At 65.4% G+C, this 19,999-nt stretch carries 17 protein-coding genes and 1 tRNA gene; 7 read left to right on the forward strand and 11 right to left on the reverse strand.

Translation table 11 applies throughout. The features are described 5' to 3' along the window. Positions 1–328: 328 nt before the first annotated feature. The 6 genes from POM99_RS02535 to ftsE form a co-directional block, all read right to left on the reverse strand. Entirely contained in the window at positions 329–619 is a 291-nt protein-coding gene (locus POM99_RS02535) for a hypothetical protein (protein ID WP_277275229.1), read from the reverse strand. Between the two features lie 301 nt (positions 620–920). After that, complete coding sequence (locus POM99_RS02540) at positions 921–2,192, reverse strand: NRAMP family divalent metal transporter (protein WP_277275230.1); 1,272 nt, start codon at positions 2,190–2,192, stop codon at positions 921–923. After that, positions 2,185–2,907, reverse strand: coding sequence for a lysophospholipid acyltransferase family protein (locus tag POM99_RS02545; protein ID WP_277275231.1), 723 nt, complete (start codon positions 2,905–2,907; stop codon positions 2,185–2,187). The genes POM99_RS02540 and POM99_RS02545 overlap by 8 nt, the downstream gene beginning before the upstream one ends. A 2-nt stretch (positions 2,908–2,909) precedes the next feature. After that, complete coding sequence (locus POM99_RS02550) at positions 2,910–3,470, reverse strand: YdcF family protein (protein ID WP_277275232.1); 561 nt, start codon at positions 3,468–3,470, stop codon at positions 2,910–2,912. Continuing rightward, the gene (locus POM99_RS02555) at positions 3,470–4,396 is read right to left on the reverse strand and encodes a cell division protein FtsX (protein WP_277275233.1); all 927 of its coding nucleotides are present in this window, start codon (positions 4,394–4,396) and stop codon (positions 3,470–3,472) included. The genes POM99_RS02550 and POM99_RS02555 overlap by 1 nt, the downstream gene beginning before the upstream one ends. Continuing rightward, the gene (ftsE, locus tag POM99_RS02560) at positions 4,393–5,133 is read right to left on the reverse strand and encodes a cell division ATP-binding protein FtsE (protein ID WP_277275234.1); all 741 of its coding nucleotides are present in this window, start codon (positions 5,131–5,133) and stop codon (positions 4,393–4,395) included. Before ftsE ends, POM99_RS02555 begins: the two co-directional genes overlap by 4 nt. A 151-nt stretch (positions 5,134–5,284) precedes the next feature. On the opposite strand from ftsE, the gene POM99_RS02565 reads away from it, so the two are divergent. Together POM99_RS02565 and POM99_RS02570 are read left to right on the forward strand one after the other, a co-directional pair. Continuing rightward, complete coding sequence (locus POM99_RS02565) at positions 5,285–6,145, forward strand: MJ0042-type zinc finger domain-containing protein (RefSeq protein WP_277275235.1); 861 nt, start codon at positions 5,285–5,287, stop codon at positions 6,143–6,145. Between the two features lie 105 nt (positions 6,146–6,250). Further along, positions 6,251–6,337 (forward strand) — tRNA-Leu (locus tag POM99_RS02570). Between the two features lie 342 nt (positions 6,338–6,679). Here POM99_RS02570 and POM99_RS02575 read toward each other — a convergent pair. The 4 genes from POM99_RS02575 to POM99_RS02590 all read right to left on the reverse strand — a co-directional run bounded on the left by POM99_RS02575 (position 6,680) and on the right by POM99_RS02590 (position 11,884). After that, positions 6,680–7,039 (reverse strand): energy transducer TonB, encoded by a 360-nt coding sequence (locus POM99_RS02575; protein WP_277275236.1) that lies wholly within the window; start codon positions 7,037–7,039, stop codon positions 6,680–6,682. Between the two features lie 115 nt (positions 7,040–7,154). After that, positions 7,155–9,071, reverse strand: a complete 1,917-nt coding sequence (locus POM99_RS02580) for a methyl-accepting chemotaxis protein (RefSeq protein WP_277275237.1) — start codon at positions 9,069–9,071, stop codon at positions 7,155–7,157. Between the two features lie 189 nt (positions 9,072–9,260). Then, entirely contained in the window at positions 9,261–10,190 is a 930-nt protein-coding gene (locus POM99_RS02585) for a copper resistance protein B (RefSeq protein WP_277275238.1), read from the reverse strand. Further along, positions 10,187–11,884 carry a copper resistance system multicopper oxidase gene (locus tag POM99_RS02590; protein WP_277275239.1) on the reverse strand — a complete coding sequence of 566 codons (1,698 nt, stop codon included), beginning with the start codon at positions 11,882–11,884 and terminating at the stop codon, positions 10,187–10,189. Before POM99_RS02590 ends, POM99_RS02585 begins: the two co-directional genes overlap by 4 nt. Positions 11,885–11,969: 85 nt before the next feature. On the opposite strand from POM99_RS02590, the gene POM99_RS02595 reads away from it, so the two are divergent. Beyond that, positions 11,970–12,353, forward strand: a complete 384-nt coding sequence (locus POM99_RS02595; RefSeq protein WP_277275240.1) for a copper resistance protein CopC — start codon at positions 11,970–11,972, stop codon at positions 12,351–12,353. A 23-nt stretch (positions 12,354–12,376) separates the two neighbouring features. Beyond that, positions 12,377–13,042, forward strand: a complete 666-nt coding sequence (locus POM99_RS02600; RefSeq protein ID WP_277275241.1) for a peptidylprolyl isomerase — start codon at positions 12,377–12,379, stop codon at positions 13,040–13,042. Positions 13,043–13,181: 139 nt separating this feature from the next. Here the strand turns inward: POM99_RS02600 and POM99_RS02605 are convergent, their stop codons facing one another. Beyond that, the gene (locus POM99_RS02605; RefSeq protein WP_277275242.1) at positions 13,182–14,951 is read right to left on the reverse strand and encodes a glycosyl hydrolase; all 1,770 of its coding nucleotides are present in this window, start codon (positions 14,949–14,951) and stop codon (positions 13,182–13,184) included. Between the two features lie 398 nt (positions 14,952–15,349). Between POM99_RS02605 and POM99_RS02610 the strand changes: the two genes are divergently transcribed. From POM99_RS02610 to POM99_RS02620, 3 genes are all read left to right on the forward strand, one after another. After that, positions 15,350–16,561, forward strand: a complete 1,212-nt coding sequence (locus POM99_RS02610; RefSeq protein ID WP_277275243.1) for a sulfotransferase family protein — start codon at positions 15,350–15,352, stop codon at positions 16,559–16,561. Positions 16,562–16,587: 26 nt separating this feature from the next. Beyond that, on the forward strand, positions 16,588–17,382 hold the full coding sequence (locus tag POM99_RS02615; RefSeq protein ID WP_277275244.1) for a hypothetical protein: 795 nt from the start codon (positions 16,588–16,590) through the stop codon (positions 17,380–17,382). 111 nt (positions 17,383–17,493) lie between these two features. After that, positions 17,494–19,989, forward strand: coding sequence for a hypothetical protein (locus POM99_RS02620; protein WP_277275245.1), 2,496 nt, complete (start codon positions 17,494–17,496; stop codon positions 19,987–19,989). The last annotated feature ends 10 nt before the right edge of the window (positions 19,990–19,999 follow it).

A 19,999-nucleotide genomic window follows, 5' to 3' on the forward strand; every position in this document is an offset into this window, starting at 1 on the left:
GTCGCACCCTCTCAATCAGGACCCCCGGCACCTACCCCGCTCACCCGGAGTTCATCCTGAGCCTGCCGAAGGACGAAGGGTACTCGCGCTGGCGGTGGGGTGGCACTGCGGTGGTTCGACAAGCTCACCACGAGCGGGTTTGCGGAATATTCCAGCGAACAAACCACCCGTCATCCCGGGCTCGACCCGGGATCCCGCTTCTTCTGGCGCGTGTTATGCTGGCGCGGCCAGAGCGACCCCGGGGTTAAGCCCGGGCGACGTCGGATTCTGGGTGGGGAGGGGAAAGTCGGCTATTCAGTGCGAGATGGAAAGAGCAGACGCTTCAACTCTATTCCGAAGCGGGAATTTCTCCCTGCCAATCCCAGAAGCGCTTGGTAGGCGTGCTGCCAAGAAAATTTTCACTTTTTCGCAGAGATTTCGGAGTCATAGAATAACTGCTCGGTTTCCCGGCTTGATCATATGAAATGCTGAAGGTTCTCTCGCTGCGAAAAATCGCAAGTATCTCGTCAATGGCAGCGCGAACAATCGCAATTGGAATGTGATCATCAGATGGATTTTGTATCCTCACCTCGTAGCAATGCTGATCAATGTGCTTGTGAAAAACATTTGAAGACAGCATGATCTCGTGATCGAGGATTATTGCGTGAAGACTTCCTATAGCCTTGCAGGGACTCCCCAGCTATATGATATCGTGCCTGTAACACTGCGATTTGCTACAGCAGTTTCCATCGGCAGAATTGACGCTGCCTCTGATGCAAAAGCTTGCTCCAAACAAAAAGCAGATAACATAACTTCATCGAGTCCATGGTGGTGCCAATGCCTTTATCATGGCCGAACCTTACATGTTCGCTAACAGGCGCCTCTTCGAGCCGCTCAAACGTCAGCAATTGGGCGCTATCCGTCATTCAACCCAGCCCCCGCTAAACCACCAGATACATCACCGCCACCGCCGTCATCACCGCCGTTGACAGCCAGCCCCCGATGGCCAGTCCGCGTGAGATCGTCAGGTGGCCCATCACACGCGGGTTCTGGGCGATCAGCATGGTCACCACCATCAGCGGCGGGGCCAGCAGGCCGTTGACCACGGCGGCCCAATAGAGCGCCTGCATCGGGCTGATCGGCAGGAAGTTGATGCCCAGCCCGCACAGCGTGGCGAGCGCGATCGCGGCATAGAAGGCCTTGGCCTCGCGCGGGCGGCGGTCCAGCCCCTCGGTCCAGTGGAACGCCTCGCTCAGCGCATAGGCGGCGCTGCCGGCCAGCACGGGCACCGCCAGCAGGCCCGTGCCGATGATGCCCAGCGCGAACAGCGCGAAGGCGAGGTCGCCCGCCAGCGGGCGCAGCGCGCTCGCCGCCTCGTCGGCGCTGGTGATCTGGGTCAGCCCGGCGGCGTGCAGCGTGGCGGCGGTGGCGATCACGATGGCCTGTGCCGTCAGGTTGGAAAAGCCCATGCCCACCAGCGTATCGGTGCGGATGCGGCGCAGTTCCGGCCCGGCATCGCGCGGGGCCACGTGCAGCGGCTTGGTGTGGCGGCGGTGCTGCTCTTCCACTTCCTGCCCCGCCTGCCAGAAGAACAGGTAGGGGCTGATCGTGGTGCCGAACAGCGCGACCAGGCCCATCGCATGGTCGCTGTCGAAGCGGAACTGCGGCACCAGCACGCCGTGCGCCACCTCGCCCCACGGCACCTTGGCCACGAACAGCACCGCGATATAGGAAAACAGCGAAAGCGTGGTCCATTTGAGCACGCTGGCATAGCGGTTGTAGGGCAGGAACACCTCGGCCACGATGCTCAGCACCGCGAACCCCACGGTGAACAGCGGGATCGGGCCAGGCACCAGCAGGTTCAGCGCCGCCGCCATCGCGCCCAGATCCGCCCCCAGGTTGATCACGTTGGCGGTCAGCAGCAGCACCACCACGCCACGCAGCAGCCACGGGTTGTAATGGCGGCGCAGGTTGTGCGCGATGCCGCGCCCGGTGGTGGCGCCGATGCGCGCGCAGATCGCCTGGATCGAGGCGAGCAGGGGGAAGCCGAACAGCATCGCCCACGCCATCGAATAGCCGAACTGCGCGCCGACCTGGCTGTAGGTGCCGATGCCGCTGGGATCGTCGTCGGCGGCTCCGGTAACAAGGCCCGGGCCCAGCACTTCAAGGGGCCCTCTGCGGGCCTCAACCCCCTCTCTGTCGGTTTCAACCATGGTTCAGCGCGTTTATGTGCGCTGCAACACGGGCCTCGATTTCCTCACGCGGAAGGCCGGCGGGAATCTCCTCGCCAAAGACATAGTGGACCGTGCCCGAACGCTTCCAGCGGCGGTGGTAAAGCCGCCCGCTGTCCACCGCGACGGGGATGACCGGCAGGTTCAACAGCTTGTAAATGCCCGCAAATCCTGCCTGCAGCGGGCCCGGCTGGCCATGCGGCACGCGCGTTCCTTCTGGAAAGATCACCAGCGGCCGACCGTCGGCCACCAGCGCGCGAGCCTGCTTGATCATCGTGCGCAGGGTCTTCGCCCCCGCCTCGCGGTCCACCCCGATCAGGCCGTACCGCTGCCCGGCGCGGCCCCACAGCGGGATCCGCATCAGCTCCTGCTTGGCGAAAACCACCGGCAGGCGATACTGCTGCGTCAGGTCTATCGCCTCGAAAAAGGCTTCGTGGCGAATGGCATAGAGCACGCCGCCGCGCGGCTCATACCCTTGCGCTTCCACCCGGATGCCCAGCAGCACGGCGCAGCACCAGCGGTGGTATCCGCTCCACACATGCACCAGCTTCACCAGCACTCCCGGCTGCGGCAGCAGCAGCGACAGCGCAGCGAGCACCACGATCGGCACGCTGCCGCCATAGAACGCCACGTAGAACGCCAGGCTGCGCAGCACTTCGCCCGGCGTGGCGGCGCGATCATTCCCGGATTGCTGCAATGTCAAAGTCCCACGGCCCATGCCACCATGCGCGCCAGCAGCTTGTTGTATTCGATGAACAGCGTCTTCAGGCTGGGGCGCGATCGCACCGCATCCTCCACGATCACCAGCCCATTCGGGCCGGCCAGCCACAGGTCGAACACCGCGCGGCGCATGTGCCAGTCGGTGGTGACCAGCCGCACCGACTGGATGCGCTGCGCGGCGATCCAGCGCGCGGTTTCCTGCGCATTGCTGCGCGTGTCCACGGATTCATAGCCCAGCGTGACGCAGCACGAGAGCAGGTCCGGCCCCACGCCGTATTCCGCGGCAAATTCGCCGGGGCGCACTTCGCTGTCCACGCCCGCCACCAGCATCTTCCGCGCCTGCCCGGCGCGCAGCACCTCTATCGCGCGGGGAATGCGCCCGCCGGCCCCGGTCAGCGCCACCACCCCGTCGGTGCGGGTGCTGCCGGCCGGCTGCGGCAGGGTGAGCGCGAACCACAGGAAACCCAGCACCCACGCCAGCAGCAGGAACGATGCGATGCGGCGCATCAAGCCCGGCGGTTTGCGAAGGGAGCGCACCATCACAGCATTCGCCTCAACGCCGCCAGAACGGTCAGCCGCGCGGTCACCACCGCCAGCAGCACGCCTGCGACCGGGATCGCCACGATCGTCAGCCAGTCCAGCCAGCCAAGGCCTGCCTGCCCCACCATGCCCGAACCCAGCCCGGCAAACTGCCGCGCCAGCACGAGCAGGATGGTGGATCCCGCCAGCAGCCCGGCAATGCCGCCCGCCGCCGCGTCGATCGCCATGGTGCGCTGGAACACGCGGGCGATCTGCTGGTCGGTGCCGCCCAGCATGTGCACGATCTCGATCGTTTCGCGATGGTTGCCCAGCGCATTGCGCGATGCCAGCAGCACAGCCGCCACCGTGGCAAAGGCCAGCAGCGCGATCAGGCCCCCGGCCAGCCATTGCAGCGTATCGATGGCGCGGAACACGGGTGTCAGCCACGCCGCCTGCGCATCCACCCGCGCAGCCGGGGCCACCGGCACGACGCGCGCGCGCAGCGCGGCGATGCGGTCTGGCGTGGCAGAGCCCGACAGGCGCACGTCGATCAGCGCCGGAATGGGCAGCGCCTCCACGTCGTCGCCCGGCCGGGTGCCCAGCCACGGTTCGACCAGCGTGTTCAGGTCATCCTGCGCCACGCGCTGCGCGCTCGCCACGCCGGGCGCGCCGGCCAGCGCCTTCAGCGCGGCGTCGGCCTGCGCGTTGCGCTGCCTGGGCGCTGCGGACACGATCTGCACCGTCACCCCGCCTTCCAGATCTGCGCTGGCCGCATGGGCGGCATTGCGCAGGGCCAGGCCACTGGCCGCCGCCACCACCGTCAACGCGATCATGATCGCGATCACCCAGGGCATCGGGCCGGAAAGCTCGCCCTCGGGCAGCAGGCGCGCTTCGCCCGTGCCCTCACGGTCGCGCCAGCGCGCCAGCAGGATGGCCAGTGGGTTCAAAGCGATGCCGGCGCTTCTATGGGTGCAGAACGGCGCGGCGGATAGCGCAGCGCGCCGGTGGGGTCGCTCAGCCGCCCCTTGTCCAGCCGCATGATCAGCGAATCCGGCACTTTCTGGATCAGGTGCAGATCGTGCGTTGCCACCACCACCGTGGTGCCCAGCCGGTTCAGGCTTTCGAACAGGCGCATCAGCTTCAGCGCCATTTCCGGGTCAACGTTGCCGGTCGGTTCGTCCGCCACCAGCATGTCGGGCCGGGCGATCACCGCGCGGGCGATGGCCACGCGCTGCTGCTCCCCGCCGGAAAGCGTGGCCGGGCGCGCGTGCATCCGGTCACCCAGGCCCACCCATTCCAGCATGTCGGCCACGGGGCGGGTCACTTCCTTCTCGCTCACCCCGCCCACGCGAAGCGGCAGGGCCACGTTGTCGAAGGCGGACATGTGCGAAACCAGGCGGAAATCCTGGAACACTACGCCGATCCGGCGGCGCAGCGCCGGCAGCCGTTCCCGCGGCAGGGTGATCGCGTCGGTCCCGAACATGCGGATCAGCCCGCGTGAGGGGCGCTGCGAAAGATAGAGCAGTTTCAGCAGGCTGGTCTTGCCCGCACCCGATGCCCCGGTGAGGAAATAGAAGCACCCTGGATAGAGCGTGAAGCTCACATCGCTCAGCACCTCCTTGCCGGTGCCGTAACGCAGCCCGACATTGTCGAACTGCACGATTTCGGCGTCAGGCTGGCTCATGGAAGGTGAGGGCGTCCCGTTCGGTTGGTGGCGCATGCATGCACCCAAGGGGCTATACGCGTCTATGCATGTGGAAAAAAGGGTCGTGGATGCACTTCTCCCCGCCTGCGCCTATTGTTTCGATCATGAACGGCGTGCTTAACCGCAGGGCATGATCATCGCCTGTCCAGCCTGTGCGACGCGCTACGTGGTTCCCGATAGTGCGATCGGTGTGGACGGGCGTACCGTCCGTTGCGCCAAGTGCCGCCACAGCTGGTTCCAGCACGGGCCCGAACTGCCCGCGCGCGCCGAGCCCGCGCCGCAGCCTGCGCCTGCCCCCGCGCCAGTCGCCCCGCCAGTCGCCGCACCGGCACAACCCGTTGCCGCGCCGCAGACCCCTGCGACCGAAGCGCCCGTTGCCGCGCCGGTTGACGCACCCGTCGCCACGCCCGAACCGCGTCCCGTTCCTGCCCCGGCCGCTGCCGCAGCGGATGACGAGGACCTGCCCGCAGCCCCCCGCATCCCGCGCGGCGTGAACCGACCGGCGGACGACGATTTCGCCTCGATGCCCTCCAGCTTCGAGCACGAGCCGCCGTTCCGCCCGCGTCGCAACCCGTTGAAGCTGTGGACCGCCGCCGCCGCGATCTTTGCGCTGCTGGTGGCCGGGCTGATTGCCGCGGTGTCCTATTTCGGCCTGCCCGACTGGCTGCCCGTGGCGCATCCCACTTTCGGCCCCACCCGGCCTGACCTGCAGCTGTCGTTCCCGCCCGAACGGCAGGACCGGCGCACCCTGCCCAACGGCACCGAATACTTCGGCGCCAGCGGCACGGTGACCAATGTGGGCAAGGACGTGCGCGACGTGCCGCCGATCCTGATCGTGCTGCGCGATGCCCAGAACCGCGTGGTCTATACCTGGGATGTCGCCCCCCCGAAGGATTCGCTCAAGCCCGGTGAAAGCGTTTCGGTGAACGAAGCCGTCACCGACGTGCCCAAGAGCGCGAAGTTCGCGGAAATCGGCTGGAAGCCTGAGTAGGCGAAAATTCCTGCGATCCTTGTTGCGCCCCGTGGAGTCGTTTGCTAGGGGCGCCCTCCTACCCCGACGGGGCGCTGCCGAAAGGCCGCATTCCCGGAGCGATATGCGGTCGTGGCGGAATTGGTAGACGCGCAACGTTGAGGTCGTTGTGGGCGAAAGCCCGTGGAAGTTCGAGTCTTCTCGACCGCACCAGACATCCAGACAATCGAAATGGATTTTGCCTTCGGGCACCTCGGCGGCAGGCCAGGCTCCTGCTTTCGCGCGCGGCATCCTGTCCGACGCCTTGTCTCGGGTGGCTCCCGTTTCCCGGTTTCGGCCTTTGGTGCCAAGCCCGCTTTTCCCGCGAATCGATAGGAACCCGGTTCAGCGCCCTGCGTTAACCTACCATTGACGAGCGCATGACGTGAACCTCCTGAGGGCGCTGCCGGATACCGGCGGCGCCCTCTTTCTTGTGCGCGCCAAAAAAGGGGGGCGGATCACTCCACCCCCCCCTTTGTCGGGTCTGCAATATGGTGGGCCGGGAAGGCAGCCGGATTACAGAAGCTTCCAGGTGATCGGTACGGTCACCGAGGTGGCGCCGCCCGGAGGGGCGGGCAGCGTGCCGGCGCGGGTCGGCAGGGCCAGTGCTTCCTTGTCCAGCGTGGCCGATCCCGACGGGCCGACCAGTTCGGTGCGTTCCACCGCGCCGCTGGCGGAGATATAGACCTTCACCTTCGCGGTGCCTTCCTCGCCGCGCATCTGCGCCGTGCGGGGATAGGTCTGCTTGGCGGCGATCGCGCGGGCGACCGACTTCACCCAATCGGCCGACTGCGCCATGGCGGGCGTGGCGGAAAGGGCCAGCGCGGCAAGGCCGACGCCGATGGAACCGAAAAGCTTGGTGGGGGACTTGCTCATTGTCTTTTCCCTGTTGTTATCTGGAAGACCGGGCGGGGCCGCGCTGGCTCCGGTCCTGTCTTGCCGGGGTTGGGTTTAGAGTATTGAAAAATAATGATAAGTATCTGATACGGACTTAAAATTCAGACCAATCGTCGTCTTGCAGGGCCACTGCCGCATTGCCGTGGAACACGGGCGCCGGGGCCACGGCGTGAACCGGCGGTGGCAACGGCGCAGGCTCCGATGTGCGGGCAGCGGGGGCTGCGGCGGGGCGGGGCGTTGCCACGGGTGCTGGTGCGGCCACGGTGCGCGCCGGGGCCGATCCAAGGCCACCCGCCGTCCGGCCCAGCCTGAAGCGTGAAAGCTGGTCGACCAGGCTTTCGGTTTCGACCGAGAGATTGCGGGTGCCGGCCGATGTCTCTTCCACCATCGCCGCGTTCTGCTGGGTGAACTGGTCCATCGACGCGACCATCCCGGAAATCTCGGAAATGCCGGTGGCCTGCTTTTCCGCTGCTTCGGCGATTTCCTCCACCAGTCCGGACACGGCGCTCACTTCGCCCACGATCTGGCGCAGCGCCTCACCGCTCGATTCCACCAGGCTCACGCCGCCGCCGACCTGCTCGGTGCTGGTCGAGATCAGCGCCTTGATGTCCTTGGCCGCATCGGCACTGCGCTGTGCCAGCGCGCGCACCTCGTTGGCCACCACGGCAAAGCCCTTGCCGGATTCACCCGCGCGGGCGGCCTCGACACCGGCGTTCAGCGCCAGCAGGTTGGTCTGGAAGGCGATACCGTCGATCACGTTGACGATGTCGGCCATCTCGCGCGATGATCCTTCGATCGATCGCATGGCCTCCACCGCACGACGGGCGATGTCTTCCACCTTGTCGGCGGTTTCGCGCGCCACGCTCAGGCGGCCACTGGTCTGGCGGGCGTTGTCGGCGGTGATCTTCACCGATCCGGTGAACTCGGCCAGGGTGCGCGCGGTTTCAGCCAGCGAGCTGGCCTGCTGTTCGCTGCGTTCCGAAAGGTCGGATGCAGCGGCGGCAATCTCGTGTGTGCCCAGCTTGATGGTGGTGCAGCCGTCGACGATCTTGGCCAGGACGTTGGAGAGCTCGCTGACGGCGGCGTTGTAGTCCACGTGCAGCTTGCCCAGTTCGCCGCTGCCGTTTTCGGGCACGCGATGGGTCAGGTTGCCTTCGGCCAGCGCGGCCAGGCCGCCGCCGATGGCCTCGATCGTCACCAGCGTGTCCTGCGCGCGGCGCTTTTCCGCCTCGGCGCGCTGGTGGTCTTCGGCAAACAGGTCGCGGAACCGTTCCAGCGCGCGGGCCAGCGAGCCGATTTCGTCGCTGCGGCCGGTGCCGGGCACCATCACGTCATGCTCCCCGCTGACCAGCCGCTTCACCGTCTCGCTCATGCGGTTCAGCGGGCGGGCAACGGTATGCATCAGCACCACCAGCAGCATCACCGCCACCAGCAGGCCGGCAATCGCCGCGCCGATCAGGAAGTTGCGTGCATCGAGATAGATCTTGGCGCTTTGCGACGAAACGGCGTTTGCGGCCTTGCCGTCATTGTCGATCATCGTCAGCACGGTGTCTTCGATATTGTAGAAGCCGTCCAGCGCCTCGCCCTCGAAGGCTTCCTTCGCGGCCGGATCGTTGGCCAGGGCCTGCCCTTCGATGCGCTTTGCCAGATCGACATAGGCGGTCCACTGCTGGCGCAGCTGATCCAGCGAAGCCTTCTGCTCCTTCGACTGGGCAACCTTGGCATAATCGTCGATCAGGCCGTCGATCACCGCCTGGGCATTGCGCTCCAGCTTGGCCGTGCGTTCGCTCGGCATGGCGACATGGTCACCCTGCTTGATGCGGAACTGAGACAGATAGGCATGGATATCGCCCAGTGATTGCGCCGCCGGCAGCCAGCGGCTGCGCAGCTGGGCGGACAGGTCGTTGACCTCGCCGATCTTGACCACGGCAAACAGGCTCATCGCCGCCATCACCGCCAGCAGCAGCGAAAAGGCGGTGACAAATTTCGCCGAGATATTGAACCTCACCATGCTTTCTCCCGCGTGCCCTCAGAAGACAGATTGCGAGAGTGGGATAGCGGGAGGCTCTGGCGGAAGGGTAAGCCCCCCCCTTGGTATGTGCCCTAGTGATTCATTAACCCGGCAAGCTTTTGCCGTTTACCGACCTTGCGCAATAATGACCGATTTTCCGTAAACCGCTGGATATCCAAGGCTCTGCGGTCAGAACCAGGTGGCAAGGCCGATCACTGCCGCACCCTCTGCGCGCGGCTCGCCCGCTGCCGTGGCATAGCGCCCGGTACGGCCGGTCTTGTGGGTCCAGCTCCACCCCACATAGGGCATCAGCTCGGGCCGGATCAGGGCATGCAGCCGCAGGCCCAGCCCCACTTCGGTCACGCCCGGGCCGGTCCGCAGATCGGGCATGTCCTGCGCCGAAAGCGCCAGCTCCACGCGCGGACGCAGGATCAGCCGGTTGGTCAGCCGCTGGTCCACTGTCGCTTCGATCCGCCCGGTCAGTTCACCCCTGGTGGAAAGATAGGCCTGCGCCCGCACGTCCCACATATAGCGGGCCAGCCCTTCGATCGCGACCGCCGCATGGGTCCGGCGCGGCCCCGGCTGCAGGTCCTGCCTGACCCCGGCCTCGAGATTCCACCACGCATCCAGCGCCCGGCGATACAGTACCTGCACTTCGGCATGTTCGATGCCGCCGCCGTACCGGCCTTCGCCTTCGCTGCGCAGGGCAAGGCGGTCCACGTCGCCACCGATCCACGCCAGACCTTCCCAGCGATATCCCTCGCGGCCCTGTCTCACCTGCACTTCGGCCAGATCGAAGCGCACTTGCGAATAGGTGCCGCCGCCATGCCCTTCCATCATCGCCTGGTGCGCGCGCGCCATGGCATCTGCGCCAAAATATCGTGCGGCGGCAATATCATGCGTCACTGGCGGCGCTTCGGCGCTGCCCGGCGGCTGATCGGTGCCGCGCGGTTCCTCGCCCGCTTCGCTCCGCGTTGCCGCCGATCCATCCGGGGCAGGGGGGCTGGCCGTGGCGGTTGGCGCAGCGGCTGGCATATGCATGCCGTGCATCGAATGGTCCTGCGCCATGGCAGGTGAAGCACCGGCCATCAGCAGGGCGAATGCGGCATGGCGGATCATGCCGGGCGCACCTGCACCACCCGCATCATGCCCATCGCCATGTGCAGGAACATATGGCAGTGGAACGCCCAGTCGCCGGCCTCGGCCGTGGTGTCGAAGCTCACCTTGCCGCCGGGCAGCACCGAAACCGTGTGCTTGCGCGGGGATCGCTCGCCATGGCCGGTCACCAGTTCGAAGTAGTGCCCGTGCAGGTGGATCGGGTGGGCCATCATCGTGTCGTTCACCAGCGTGAAGCGTACCCGTTCGCCATTGCGCAGCGGGATCGGTTCGTGCGCCTCGGACATCGTCTTCCCGTCCATTGACCACATGTAGCGGTCCATGCTGCCGGTCAGGTGCACTTCGATCTCGCGCTCGGCCGGGCGCACGTCCGGGTTCGGCACTGGGCTCACCAGATCGCGATAGGTCAGCACGCGGTGCCCGGCGGGCACGTATCGCGCGTCCAGCCCCAGCCCCGGATCGCCAGTGCGGTCAACCGGCATCGGCGCGATCATCTCCACGCCCGGTCCAAGCCTGACCTGCGGCGCATTGTTTCCGTCGCGCATGGCCATGGAATGGCCCATGGCCGCCATGTCCATGCCGCCGCCGTGGCTCATGCCCGTTCCACCCATATCCATCCCCATGTCGCGCATGGTCAGGATTGGCCGCTGACGCAGCGCGGGCACTGGCGCGCGCAGGCCTTCGCGCGGGGCGATCATCCCCACCGCCATGCCCGATCGGTCCACGCTTTCGCACACCAGCGCGTGGGCGCCATCGCCGGGGCGGATCACCACGTCGCAGGTTTCGCCGGGGGACAGTTGCAGCTCGTCCACGTCCACCGGCACCACCGGCTGGCCGTCCATTGCCACCACCTGCAGCGGCAGGCCGGGGATGCGCACGTTGAAGATGGTCATCGCGCCCGCGTTGATCAGCCGCAGCGTCACCGCTTCGCCCGGCGTGTACAGGCCGGTCCATGGCGCATCGGGATCGCGCCCGTTGACCAGGTAGGTCAGTACCCGCCCGGTCACATCAGCGATGTCGGTGGGGTCCATGCGCATCCGCGCCCATTCCAGACGGTCGGCCGCCGGCTGGTCCTTGCCCGCCAGCAGGCCGCCCAGCGTCTGCCGGTTGCGGTTGTAGTAGCCCGGGTCCAGCTTCAGGTTGCGCAGGATCCGGGCCGGGGCAACGAAGCTGTGGTCCGAAAGCACCACCACATGTTCGCGCCCCTGCGCGGCCCCCCCTGCCGGCTCGATCACCAGCGGGCCATACATGCCGGAAAACTCCTGCAGGCCCGAATGGCTGTGGTACCAGTACGTGCCCGATTGGCGCGGGACGAAGTCATAGGTGAAGCTTTCGCCCGGCCCGATCCCCGGGAAGGACAGCCCCGGCACCCCGTCCATCTGGAACGGCACCAGCAACCCGTGCCAGTGGATCGACGTCGGCTCGTCCAGCGTGTTGCGCACGGTGATCCGCACCCTTCGGCCTTCGCGCAGGCGCAGCAGCGGGCCGGGCACGGTGCCGTTGATCGTCACCGCCTGCGCCCGCCCGCCCTTCATCGCCACGGTGCCGCGCGCGATGGTCAGCACGATCTCTTCGCCGCCCAGTTCGCCATAGGTCACATTCGCGGCCCGCGCGGGCAGGGCGGAAACCAGTGCCACCACCCCTGCGCCCGCCAGCAGCTCGCGCCGGCGAAGCCCCGCCATTTTGGCACTGTTCATCGCAGCGACACTATCCATGGGCTTCAACATGCACTGCCATATGGGCAGGGCCTTGTCCCACCGCAATTGCCCAAGGAGCTGTTTGATGAAGACGCTGCATCGCCTTCTGCCCGTTTTCGTGGTCCTGGCGGCCACGCCGGCGCTGGCCGCGGTCTCGCTCACCGGCTCCACCCCTGCCGCCGGGGCCAAGGCTGCGGGCGTGCGCACGGTCACCGTGTCGTTCAGCGAGCCGGTCCAGCCCGCTCTGTCTGGCATGGAGGTGGTGATGACCGAGATGCCCGGCATGGAGGGCATGCACCACGAAATGAAGATCCCCGGCGTCTCGGTAAAGGTTGCGCCCGATGGCCGCGCGCTGGTGGCCACGATGGCGCGCCCGCTGCCTGCGGGGGGCTATACCGTGAACTGGCGCACCGCCGGCGCCGATGGCCAGCGCATGACCGGAAAGGTGACCTTTGCGGTGACGAAATAGGCGCGATGCGGCACCATCCCCGCATGAACCGCCGATTCGTCCTCGCCGCCGCGCTGCCCGCGCTCCTTGCGCTCACGCAGGCTTTCCCGGCCACCGCCGCACCCCGCAAGCCTCCCATGCCTGCGCCAAAGCCCATCCCGCTGGCCGATACCGTGCGCGTCACCATGACCACCGAACTCGGCACCATCGAGCTGGAGCTGGATGGCAAGCACGCGCCGATCACCACCGCCAATTTTCTGCGCTATGTCGATGCCCGCCGGTTTGACGGGATCACGTTCTATCGCTCGATGCACCTCGATTGGGGCACCCCGCCCAACGGCCTGATCCAGGGCGGGCAGCGCGATCCGCGCAAGCTCTTCCCGCCGATCGCGCATGAACCCACCAGCCAGACCGGCGTGCTGCACAAGGCCGGCGCCATATCCATGGCGCGCAACGCACCTGGCACCGCCGCCGCCGATTTCTCGATAATGCTGTCCGATATGCAGGGGCTGGACGCGATGCCCGATTCGTCCAACCCTGATGTCCAGGCGGGCTTCGCGGCCTTCGGGCATGTCGTCTCGGGCATGGACGTGGTCCGCGCCATCTGGGACGCCCCCCGCTCTGAAACGCTGGGCGAAGGCGCGATGAAGGGACAGATGATCGCAAAGCCGGTGAAGGTGCTCACCGTGCGGCGCAGCGTGATTCCCTGATTGGTGCGCCTTCCGCCTCCGCGGAAGGCTGGCGGCACCTGCCCAATCCCCCGCCCGGCCACCCAACGGAATTGTCCGCTTTGGGTGGCCGGGCGGGAGGAATGGACCGGTACCGCCCTGCTTCAACCCCGCTGAAACACTATTTGAAGCACGTCACCGCCGTGCTCGCCCCGCGGCGGAACAGCACCGCGCGATAGACGAAGGCGTCGCCGCCCGATGTCAGGTTGGGGCCCGCCACGATGTCCAGCTTGTCCCCCGCCATCAGGTCCACCGGCAGCGGTCCCGGCGTCAGGCTTGTGGTCAGGATGCCGGTCCACAGCGGCTTGCCGTTCTTCATCACGCTCAGGTCCACGCCGTCGCCGTTCAGCGTCTTGTTGAAGCAGGCGCGCAGGTCCAGCGATTGGGCTTCGGGCGCGGTGTAGCGCCACATCGCCTTGGTCGGGCTGGTGCCGTTCCCCGCTACCGCCGCCGTTGTGCCGTTGATCCGCAGCGGGCGATACCAGCGATCGCCGAAGTACCCGGTAAAGGCATCGTCGAACATCGGCAGCGCGTTTTCCTTCAGCGTCGTCGTGCCGGTCCGCGCGAAGTAGCGCCACTGCGCGCTGCCCCAACCCATCAGCGTGTCAGCCACCCAGGCGGACTGGCCCACGCTGATCGCGGTCGTGCCGGTGATCACCAGCGGCCGCTCGTCCAGCGTCGTCCCGGCCGAAGGCAGCCCGATGGCATCGCGCACCGTCCCGCCGCTCACGCTCAGGCTGCGCGGGGCGCCCCAGATCACCGTGGTGTCCGCGCCAAAGCGATAGGCGAAGACCAGCGGGTCCCCCATGTCGATGCGCTGCGGCTGGCCCTGCGCCAGCACCTGCTGCATCATCGTGGCGGCCTTGGCCTGCTCCTTGGGCAGGCCGTTGTTGTAAAGGCCCATGTTGGGGAAATACTTCTGGTCGACCAGGGCATACCACGATGCCGCAGCCACGCCGGACGCGGCCATCAGCGTCGTTTCCTTCACCAGCTCGTTCGCGGCAAAGGCGCGGTCGGGTGTGTCGATGCTGAATTCCGTCGCCCAGATCGGCACCCGTCTGCCAAACTTGTCCATCACCGCATTGAGCCGGTCGATTTCCAGATCGATGCCCTCTGCGCGCAGGCGATAGGGGTGCACGGTCAGCCCGTCGACCGTCTGCAGCAGCCCGGCCGCGAAGAACGGGGTGAGGAAGCCGGTGCCCACCTGGTTGGTGGACCCTGCCAGCACCGTAAACCGGCCGCCCACCTTGGCCTTCACCACCTGCGCCATCTTGACATAGGTCGCCGCGGCATTGGTCCCCGCCGGATAGGCCAGCACCTTGTTGCCATTGATCTCGTTGCCCATTTCCACCGCCGTCAGGCAGGTGCCGAACCTGTCGGCCAGCGCGGAAAGATAGGCGGCATAGGCGGCGCGCCCTTCGTCCGACCAGACGAAGAGGCCGCTGTCATAGGCGGGGTTGCGAGGCACGATCGTCAGGATCAGCTTCTTGCCCTGCGCGCAGGCCAGAGACAGCGCCTGGGCAGTCGTGCCATTCAGGGTATAGACGCCCTTGGTCGCCTCGCCGGTTGACCAGGCCAGGCTGTCGCGCAGCAGCGTCACCCCCGCCTGATCGGCCAGCGGCAGCACCGATGTTGGCCATCCCTGGCTGAAATGGGTCTGTGCGCCCAGCAGCATCGGCGCACCGGTGCCCGACATCGCCGTGGTCTTGCGCAGCATTCCCGCCGTGGTCGCCGCCGGCGCCGGCGCGCCGCCTGCCGGTGGCAGGGTGGCATTGGCCATGCCCAGCGTGACCATCGGCATACCGGCAACGCCTTCCGACCCGTCGCCGCACCCGTTCAGCAGCGCCAGCATCGCCAGCAACATCGGACCCATTGCAGCCCTCGACTTCATTTTCAGCGGTCCCTCACGTTCTATCACGATCGGGACAGTGCTGCCGAAGGATTTAACACCCTCCGGACCGAATGGTTTAACGCGCCATTTTTCTGTGTTGAGCGAACATGATCGCGGAATAAGAGCTGGTACTTATCCAAGCGCGCCAATGTCGTGACGGCACCTTTTGCAGCAAGTTCTCCTCCAGCCCCGGTTCAATCGGCGCCCATCCGCAGGCTTCCGGCTGATTGGGCAATGTGCTGCCGACGATCTGAAGATGCCCTTCCTCTTAACGCGTTTGCAACAATTGCTGCTATTCTCGCAATTGCAATTGCAATGATGGCACGGGTAAGGCTTTCTGGCGTTACGCACAAATTGCGTAAGGGGCCTGGCGTCCCGATGGGGATTTTTTGATCTAGATGTCAGTAGTTTCGCCTAAGGTCTCACCGCGTGTTGAATGGATGAAGGCGCGGGCGCGGGGTGATTCTGGCACGGCCGAAGCGTTTGCTACGCGGATTCTTGCCAAGGTTCCGGATGATCTTGTGCTGCGGCGCAGCCTCGCGCGCATCCTAGATCTGCAGGGGAGGACTGCCGAGGCGCAGGATCACTGGCTGTATCTGCGCAATGCGGATGAAGGCGATTTTGAAGCGGCGTTCCAGGTTTTCATGCGGCTGGTTGCAGCTGGCCAAAATCCCGTCGCCGCCGTGATCGATGCAGCGCCCGGTGGAACGCCTGCATTCCGCGATTCCCTTGTTGCCGCGCTGGCCGAACCGGCCCCCATGCTTGAAGGCGAATTCCTCCACATCGCCATTTGCGGCACCGCCTATTGTGGCAGCACCCTGCTCGATCGCTTGTTGGGCGGGTTGCCCGGGGTGCGCAGCATTGGCGAATCGCACTGGCTCACCAAGGTACGGCACGATAACCGCTATTGCGATGCGATCATGAGCGCGCCGCTCGACGGCGTCCGCTGGGTTCCCTGCACGGTCTGCGGCCAGAAGTGCGAGGTGCTCACGCCTGATTGGCGCCGTTCGCTCGTGGCGGACCAGACGCATTGGTATCGCAAGGTTGCCCATCGGCTCGGCACCTCCATGCTGGTCTCGGCAGACAAGAACCTGCCCAAGCTGGTGGAAAAGGATCCCCTGCTTGAAATGGGCGCCCTGGTAGTCTTCAAATCGCCAGCTCAGGCCTGGTGCTCGCATCTGGACAAGCTGGCCAAGGACCGCGACGCCGAATGGTACCTTGCGGAATGCTCGCGCTATCTCGACAACTGGGCGCGCAGCTATCGCGGGTTTGTCGATAATTTCCGGCCGCAAGGTCCGGTCGTCTTCCTCAGTTTCGAAGCTTTCACGCAAGATCCTGCTTCGCTCCTGCCTGCGGTCTGCTCCCGGCTTGGCCTGCCTTACGATGCCGGTGTGCTCGCGCGCACGCTTCCCGGTCATGCCATCGGTGGCAACGCGGGTTCGATGCGGCGCCTTCGCGAACTTGATTATGGCGTTTCCGTCCGCCCGTTGCCCGATCCCTCGCTCGATGCCGCTCAGTCAGCGGCTGTCGCCTCGCACGCAGAGGCACAGCGCACCTGGACCGACATGATGGCTGCCCATCACACCCTCACCTCCCCGATAGCGGCATGACTGATGCCCAGCAGGAATTGCCGATTATGATCCGCTACCGTGTCGAACCCAAGCCATTGCCGAAGGTCAAGGCAGAGCATCTTCCGGGCGTATTCGGTGAATTCTTGGATGTCGTCGATTCTTCCATCGCCCGGTTCGAAGCCTCGCGTAACCGCTTCGATCAGGAAAAGGCGCGCTTTTATCGCTATCTGCGCGAACGGGTCGATCCGGTCCGGTTCGGCGAGATGCAGGAGGCACAGCTTGCGGACGCAAAGCTGCGGCCGAACTCGGATATCGTCAAGTACATCGATCCGACGCTGTGGTTCGAAAGCAAGCTCAAATCGGCCCGGCAGTTGAATCTGGCTGATCGCGCGACAACGGAAATCCTCGATATCGGCACCGGTCCTGCGCATTTTCCTGTGGTCGCGGAATTCTATGGCCACACGGTAATCGGCTCCGATGTGCCCTATCGCACCACCGGCCAGCTTGAGCGCGGGCACCTCTACGATGCGCTCGCGGAGATCTACAAGGTTCGCCGCATTCCCCTGAAGGTTGAACAGTTCGTGCCGCTGCCGGCGTTCGAAAAGCGCTTTGGCCTCGTCACCGCGTTCCTCGCCGCGTTCAACATGGATGCCGATCGCAAGCCCTGGACAATTGAGGCGTGGAACTTCTTCCTGAACGATCTGCGAGACAACGTATTGACCCAAAATGGTGAGGTTTACATGAGCCTTGCCGACGACAAGCTTACACCGGAAGTATGGACCTATCTCTCTGAACGCGCGGACTTCGCGACACATGTTTCGAAGAACATCCACATCACCGATTTCTCGCGTTTCGGATGATCCGTGCATTCATCGTGACGGATTAAGCTTTTGCCACTCACGCCCAAACGTTAGATTGCAGCGGTCAAACGTCGGTCCGATCCAGTCCGGTCTCCAGCAAGGTGAAGGTTTTTGAGCAAGATTTCGATTACTCCGGTCGGCACCTGTCGCATCAACACGCCCCTTCGCCGCGGTGCGACCCGCTATCCCGTCCAGCTCGATCTCGCACGTATCTACGGCTTCATCCACACCAGCCGCGAAGCGGTGCAGCAGTTGCAGTTCCGGGCGGGCGAATTGGAATTTCCGGCTGATGTCGCGCCCATCCTGCTGCGTCCGGGCTATGATCCGGCAACTGAACCGCCGCAGGGCAACGCCGACATCACGATTGTCGAGATCAGCACGCACAAGTCGTACACGATCGACGGGATCGCGGTTCAGTCGAACTATCTGTCGCGTCATTTTTCCGATTTCCTCGCTTCGCCCCAGCGCGCGCGCGCCTTCTGGAACCTGGCCATGCGTGGCGACCGGATGGAGATAGAGGCCTATCTGAACCAGCCCAACATTGCCCGGTTCGTAAGTGCAGCAGACCGTTCGCTGTTGGAGCGGATGAGCTACCGCCTGCAGACGGCCGACGAAGTGACGGCGGACATGGCCACGATCACCGACATGCTCGGCAAGGACAAGGTCCTGTTCGTCACCCATATCAACGCACGCACCGCTGATGGTGATCTGATCGCCTCGCGTGACAAGGTGATCCGCTGGGTCAAGAAGGCGGCGCAGCACATCGGCGTGGAATGCTTTGATCCCACCGACCTGATGCTCGAATTCGGGCAGGAACGTGCGCTCGAACGTGAAGGCGCCGATCTGATGCACGGCACCAACCCGTTCTATGACCGCTGGTATTCGCACGTGCAGCGCACCTACCTGCTGCCGCAGTTCGATCTCGATGCGGGCGCAGACGCAGGTGGCCAGTCGCTCCACAGCGCCCACCTTACCGAAACGATTTCTGCCGCGATGGAATTCGACGATTTCTTCGGCGGCACGCGCCAACTCTTCTCCGCGCTGCGCGCCTATCCGGACTATGTCCCGCTCAAGCTGCTGCACGGCCGCGTGCTCGAGCAAATCGGTGATTATGATGGTGCGCGGGCCGTGCTGGGCCCCCTCTCCGATTCCGAGGAAATGACCGCCGAAGTGCGCCAGTCTCTGATGCGGGCCCTGCTCGAAACCGGCGACAATGCGGGCGCGTTGGCTCTTGCGCGGCAGATGCTGGCCGATGAATACGAGAACGAGCACATCTACGAAGCCGCAGGCCGGGCGGCCGAGGGGCTGGGTGAGCTGGACGAGGCGATCCGCTACCGCAAGCTGGCCTTCCGCCTTGATCCCACCAACCACGCCGCCGGCCTCGCCGTGCTGAACGCATACCGCACACGGGCAAACCTCGAAAACTTCCAGCCCTGGCTCGAAGAACTCATAACCCTCACCGAAGCCGCCGGAAACGCGGCGTCCGCCAAGGCTCTGGCGGAGTGGGCGCTGGGGCAGCGGGAAAGGGATGTGCTGGGGCGTGCGCTGCTGGTGCTGGCGCGCAAGGACATGGCGTACCTGCCCTCGCTGATCGAGGACATTGTGGCTTCGGGCATGGAGGAGGCGATGGTCTCCACCGCCGCGGCGATCGGCGCGCTGCCGAACCTGACCGACAAGACGAGCAAGACGCTGGGCCAGCTGGCGGTCGTCTGGGCGGAGAAGGCGGTGGCGCACCTTGCCGAAGAGCGGTTCCTGGATGCACACACCTTTTCTTCGGCCTGCCTATCGATGCAGCCGCGCAACACCACCGCGATCAAGGTGCAACGTGCGGTTGTGAACGAACTGCGGACGCAGGTGCGCGCGGCGCGCGGTGACGGGGCGAAGATCCTGGCGCTGGTGGAGGACGCGGGAGAACTGGTGTTGCAGCACAAGTCGCTGGCCATGCCCTTTGCGGCTGCGCTGGTGGACCAGCAGCGCCTGGCCGAAGCCGAGGACGTCTACCTGCGCTTGCTGCGCAATGCGCCCGACGATCACGAGATCGCCACGAGCTATGCGCAGACCGCCAGCCTGAACGGCAATTACCACATCGCGCTGGAAACGTTCGGCCGCCTGTCTGAGCTGACCGAGGATCCGGGCCTGTGGGTGACCAAGCGGGTACAGCGGTTCATGGACATTGCCCGCACCAGGGGGCTGCGTCAGGTGAAGCTTCTGACGGGCGAGGAGCGCTTTGCCGAAGCGATCAAGGTCGCTCGCCTGCTGCAGAGGTATGCCGGCGCGGGGGAAAGGGCCGAGGAGGAACTGGGCCGCGTCCGCAAGACGTTGCGCGCATACCTGCGCCGGCTTGAGGACGACGGTCTGACGCCTGAAACTGCGTTGCGCGTGCTGGAAATGATGCTGTCGATCGAGCCGAACGACGCGTCTGCACTGCGGCGTGCCGCGCTGGAGGCGATGAAGGTGCAGGACTATGCCAAGGCGCTGGACTTCTGGGAGCGGCTCGACGTGCTGATGCCCGATAATGCCACTGTTCAGCAAAGCATCAAGCGCTGCCACATCTACCTGCACCGGCAGGGCAAGGGGGCCCGCAACGCAGCCGTTCTTGCTGCTTGACGTAAACACC

Origin of the sequence: Novosphingobium cyanobacteriorum (assembly GCF_029436685.1) — a bacterium.
Classification (GTDB): Bacteria; Pseudomonadota; Alphaproteobacteria; order Sphingomonadales; family Sphingomonadaceae; genus Novosphingobium; species Novosphingobium cyanobacteriorum.

Excerpts from the sequence above, each read along its gene's own strand:
- POM99_RS02610 (WP_277275243.1), top strand. The coding sequence starts at position 15,350 with ATGTCAGTAGTTTCGCCTAAGGTCTCACCGCGTGTTGAATGGATGAAG.
- POM99_RS02585 (WP_277275238.1), bottom strand. The coding sequence starts at position 10,190 with ATGATCCGCCATGCCGCATTCGCCCTGCTGATGGCCGGTGCTTCACCT.
- POM99_RS02605 (WP_277275242.1), bottom strand. The coding sequence starts at position 14,951 with ATGAAGTCGAGGGCTGCAATGGGTCCGATGTTGCTGGCGATGCTGGCG.
- POM99_RS02540 (WP_277275230.1), bottom strand. The coding sequence starts at position 2,192 with ATGGTTGAAACCGACAGAGAGGGGGTTGAGGCCCGCAGAGGGCCCCTT.
- POM99_RS02600 (WP_277275241.1), top strand. The coding sequence starts at position 12,377 with ATGAACCGCCGATTCGTCCTCGCCGCCGCGCTGCCCGCGCTCCTTGCG.
- POM99_RS02595 (WP_277275240.1), top strand. The coding sequence starts at position 11,970 with ATGAAGACGCTGCATCGCCTTCTGCCCGTTTTCGTGGTCCTGGCGGCC.
- POM99_RS02550 (WP_277275232.1), bottom strand. The coding sequence starts at position 3,470 with ATGGTGCGCTCCCTTCGCAAACCGCCGGGCTTGATGCGCCGCATCGCA.
- POM99_RS02565 (WP_277275235.1), top strand. The coding sequence starts at position 5,285 with ATGATCATCGCCTGTCCAGCCTGTGCGACGCGCTACGTGGTTCCCGAT.
- POM99_RS02590 (WP_277275239.1), bottom strand. The coding sequence starts at position 11,884 with ATGAACAGTGCCAAAATGGCGGGGCTTCGCCGGCGCGAGCTGCTGGCG.
- POM99_RS02535 (WP_277275229.1), bottom strand. The coding sequence starts at position 619 with ATGCTGTCTTCAAATGTTTTTCACAAGCACATTGATCAGCATTGCTAC.
- POM99_RS02580 (WP_277275237.1), bottom strand. The coding sequence starts at position 9,071 with ATGGTGAGGTTCAATATCTCGGCGAAATTTGTCACCGCCTTTTCGCTG.
- POM99_RS02615 (WP_277275244.1), top strand. The coding sequence starts at position 16,588 with ATGATCCGCTACCGTGTCGAACCCAAGCCATTGCCGAAGGTCAAGGCA.
- POM99_RS02575 (WP_277275236.1), bottom strand. The coding sequence starts at position 7,039 with ATGAGCAAGTCCCCCACCAAGCTTTTCGGTTCCATCGGCGTCGGCCTT.
- ftsE (WP_277275234.1), bottom strand. The coding sequence starts at position 5,133 with ATGAGCCAGCCTGACGCCGAAATCGTGCAGTTCGACAATGTCGGGCTG.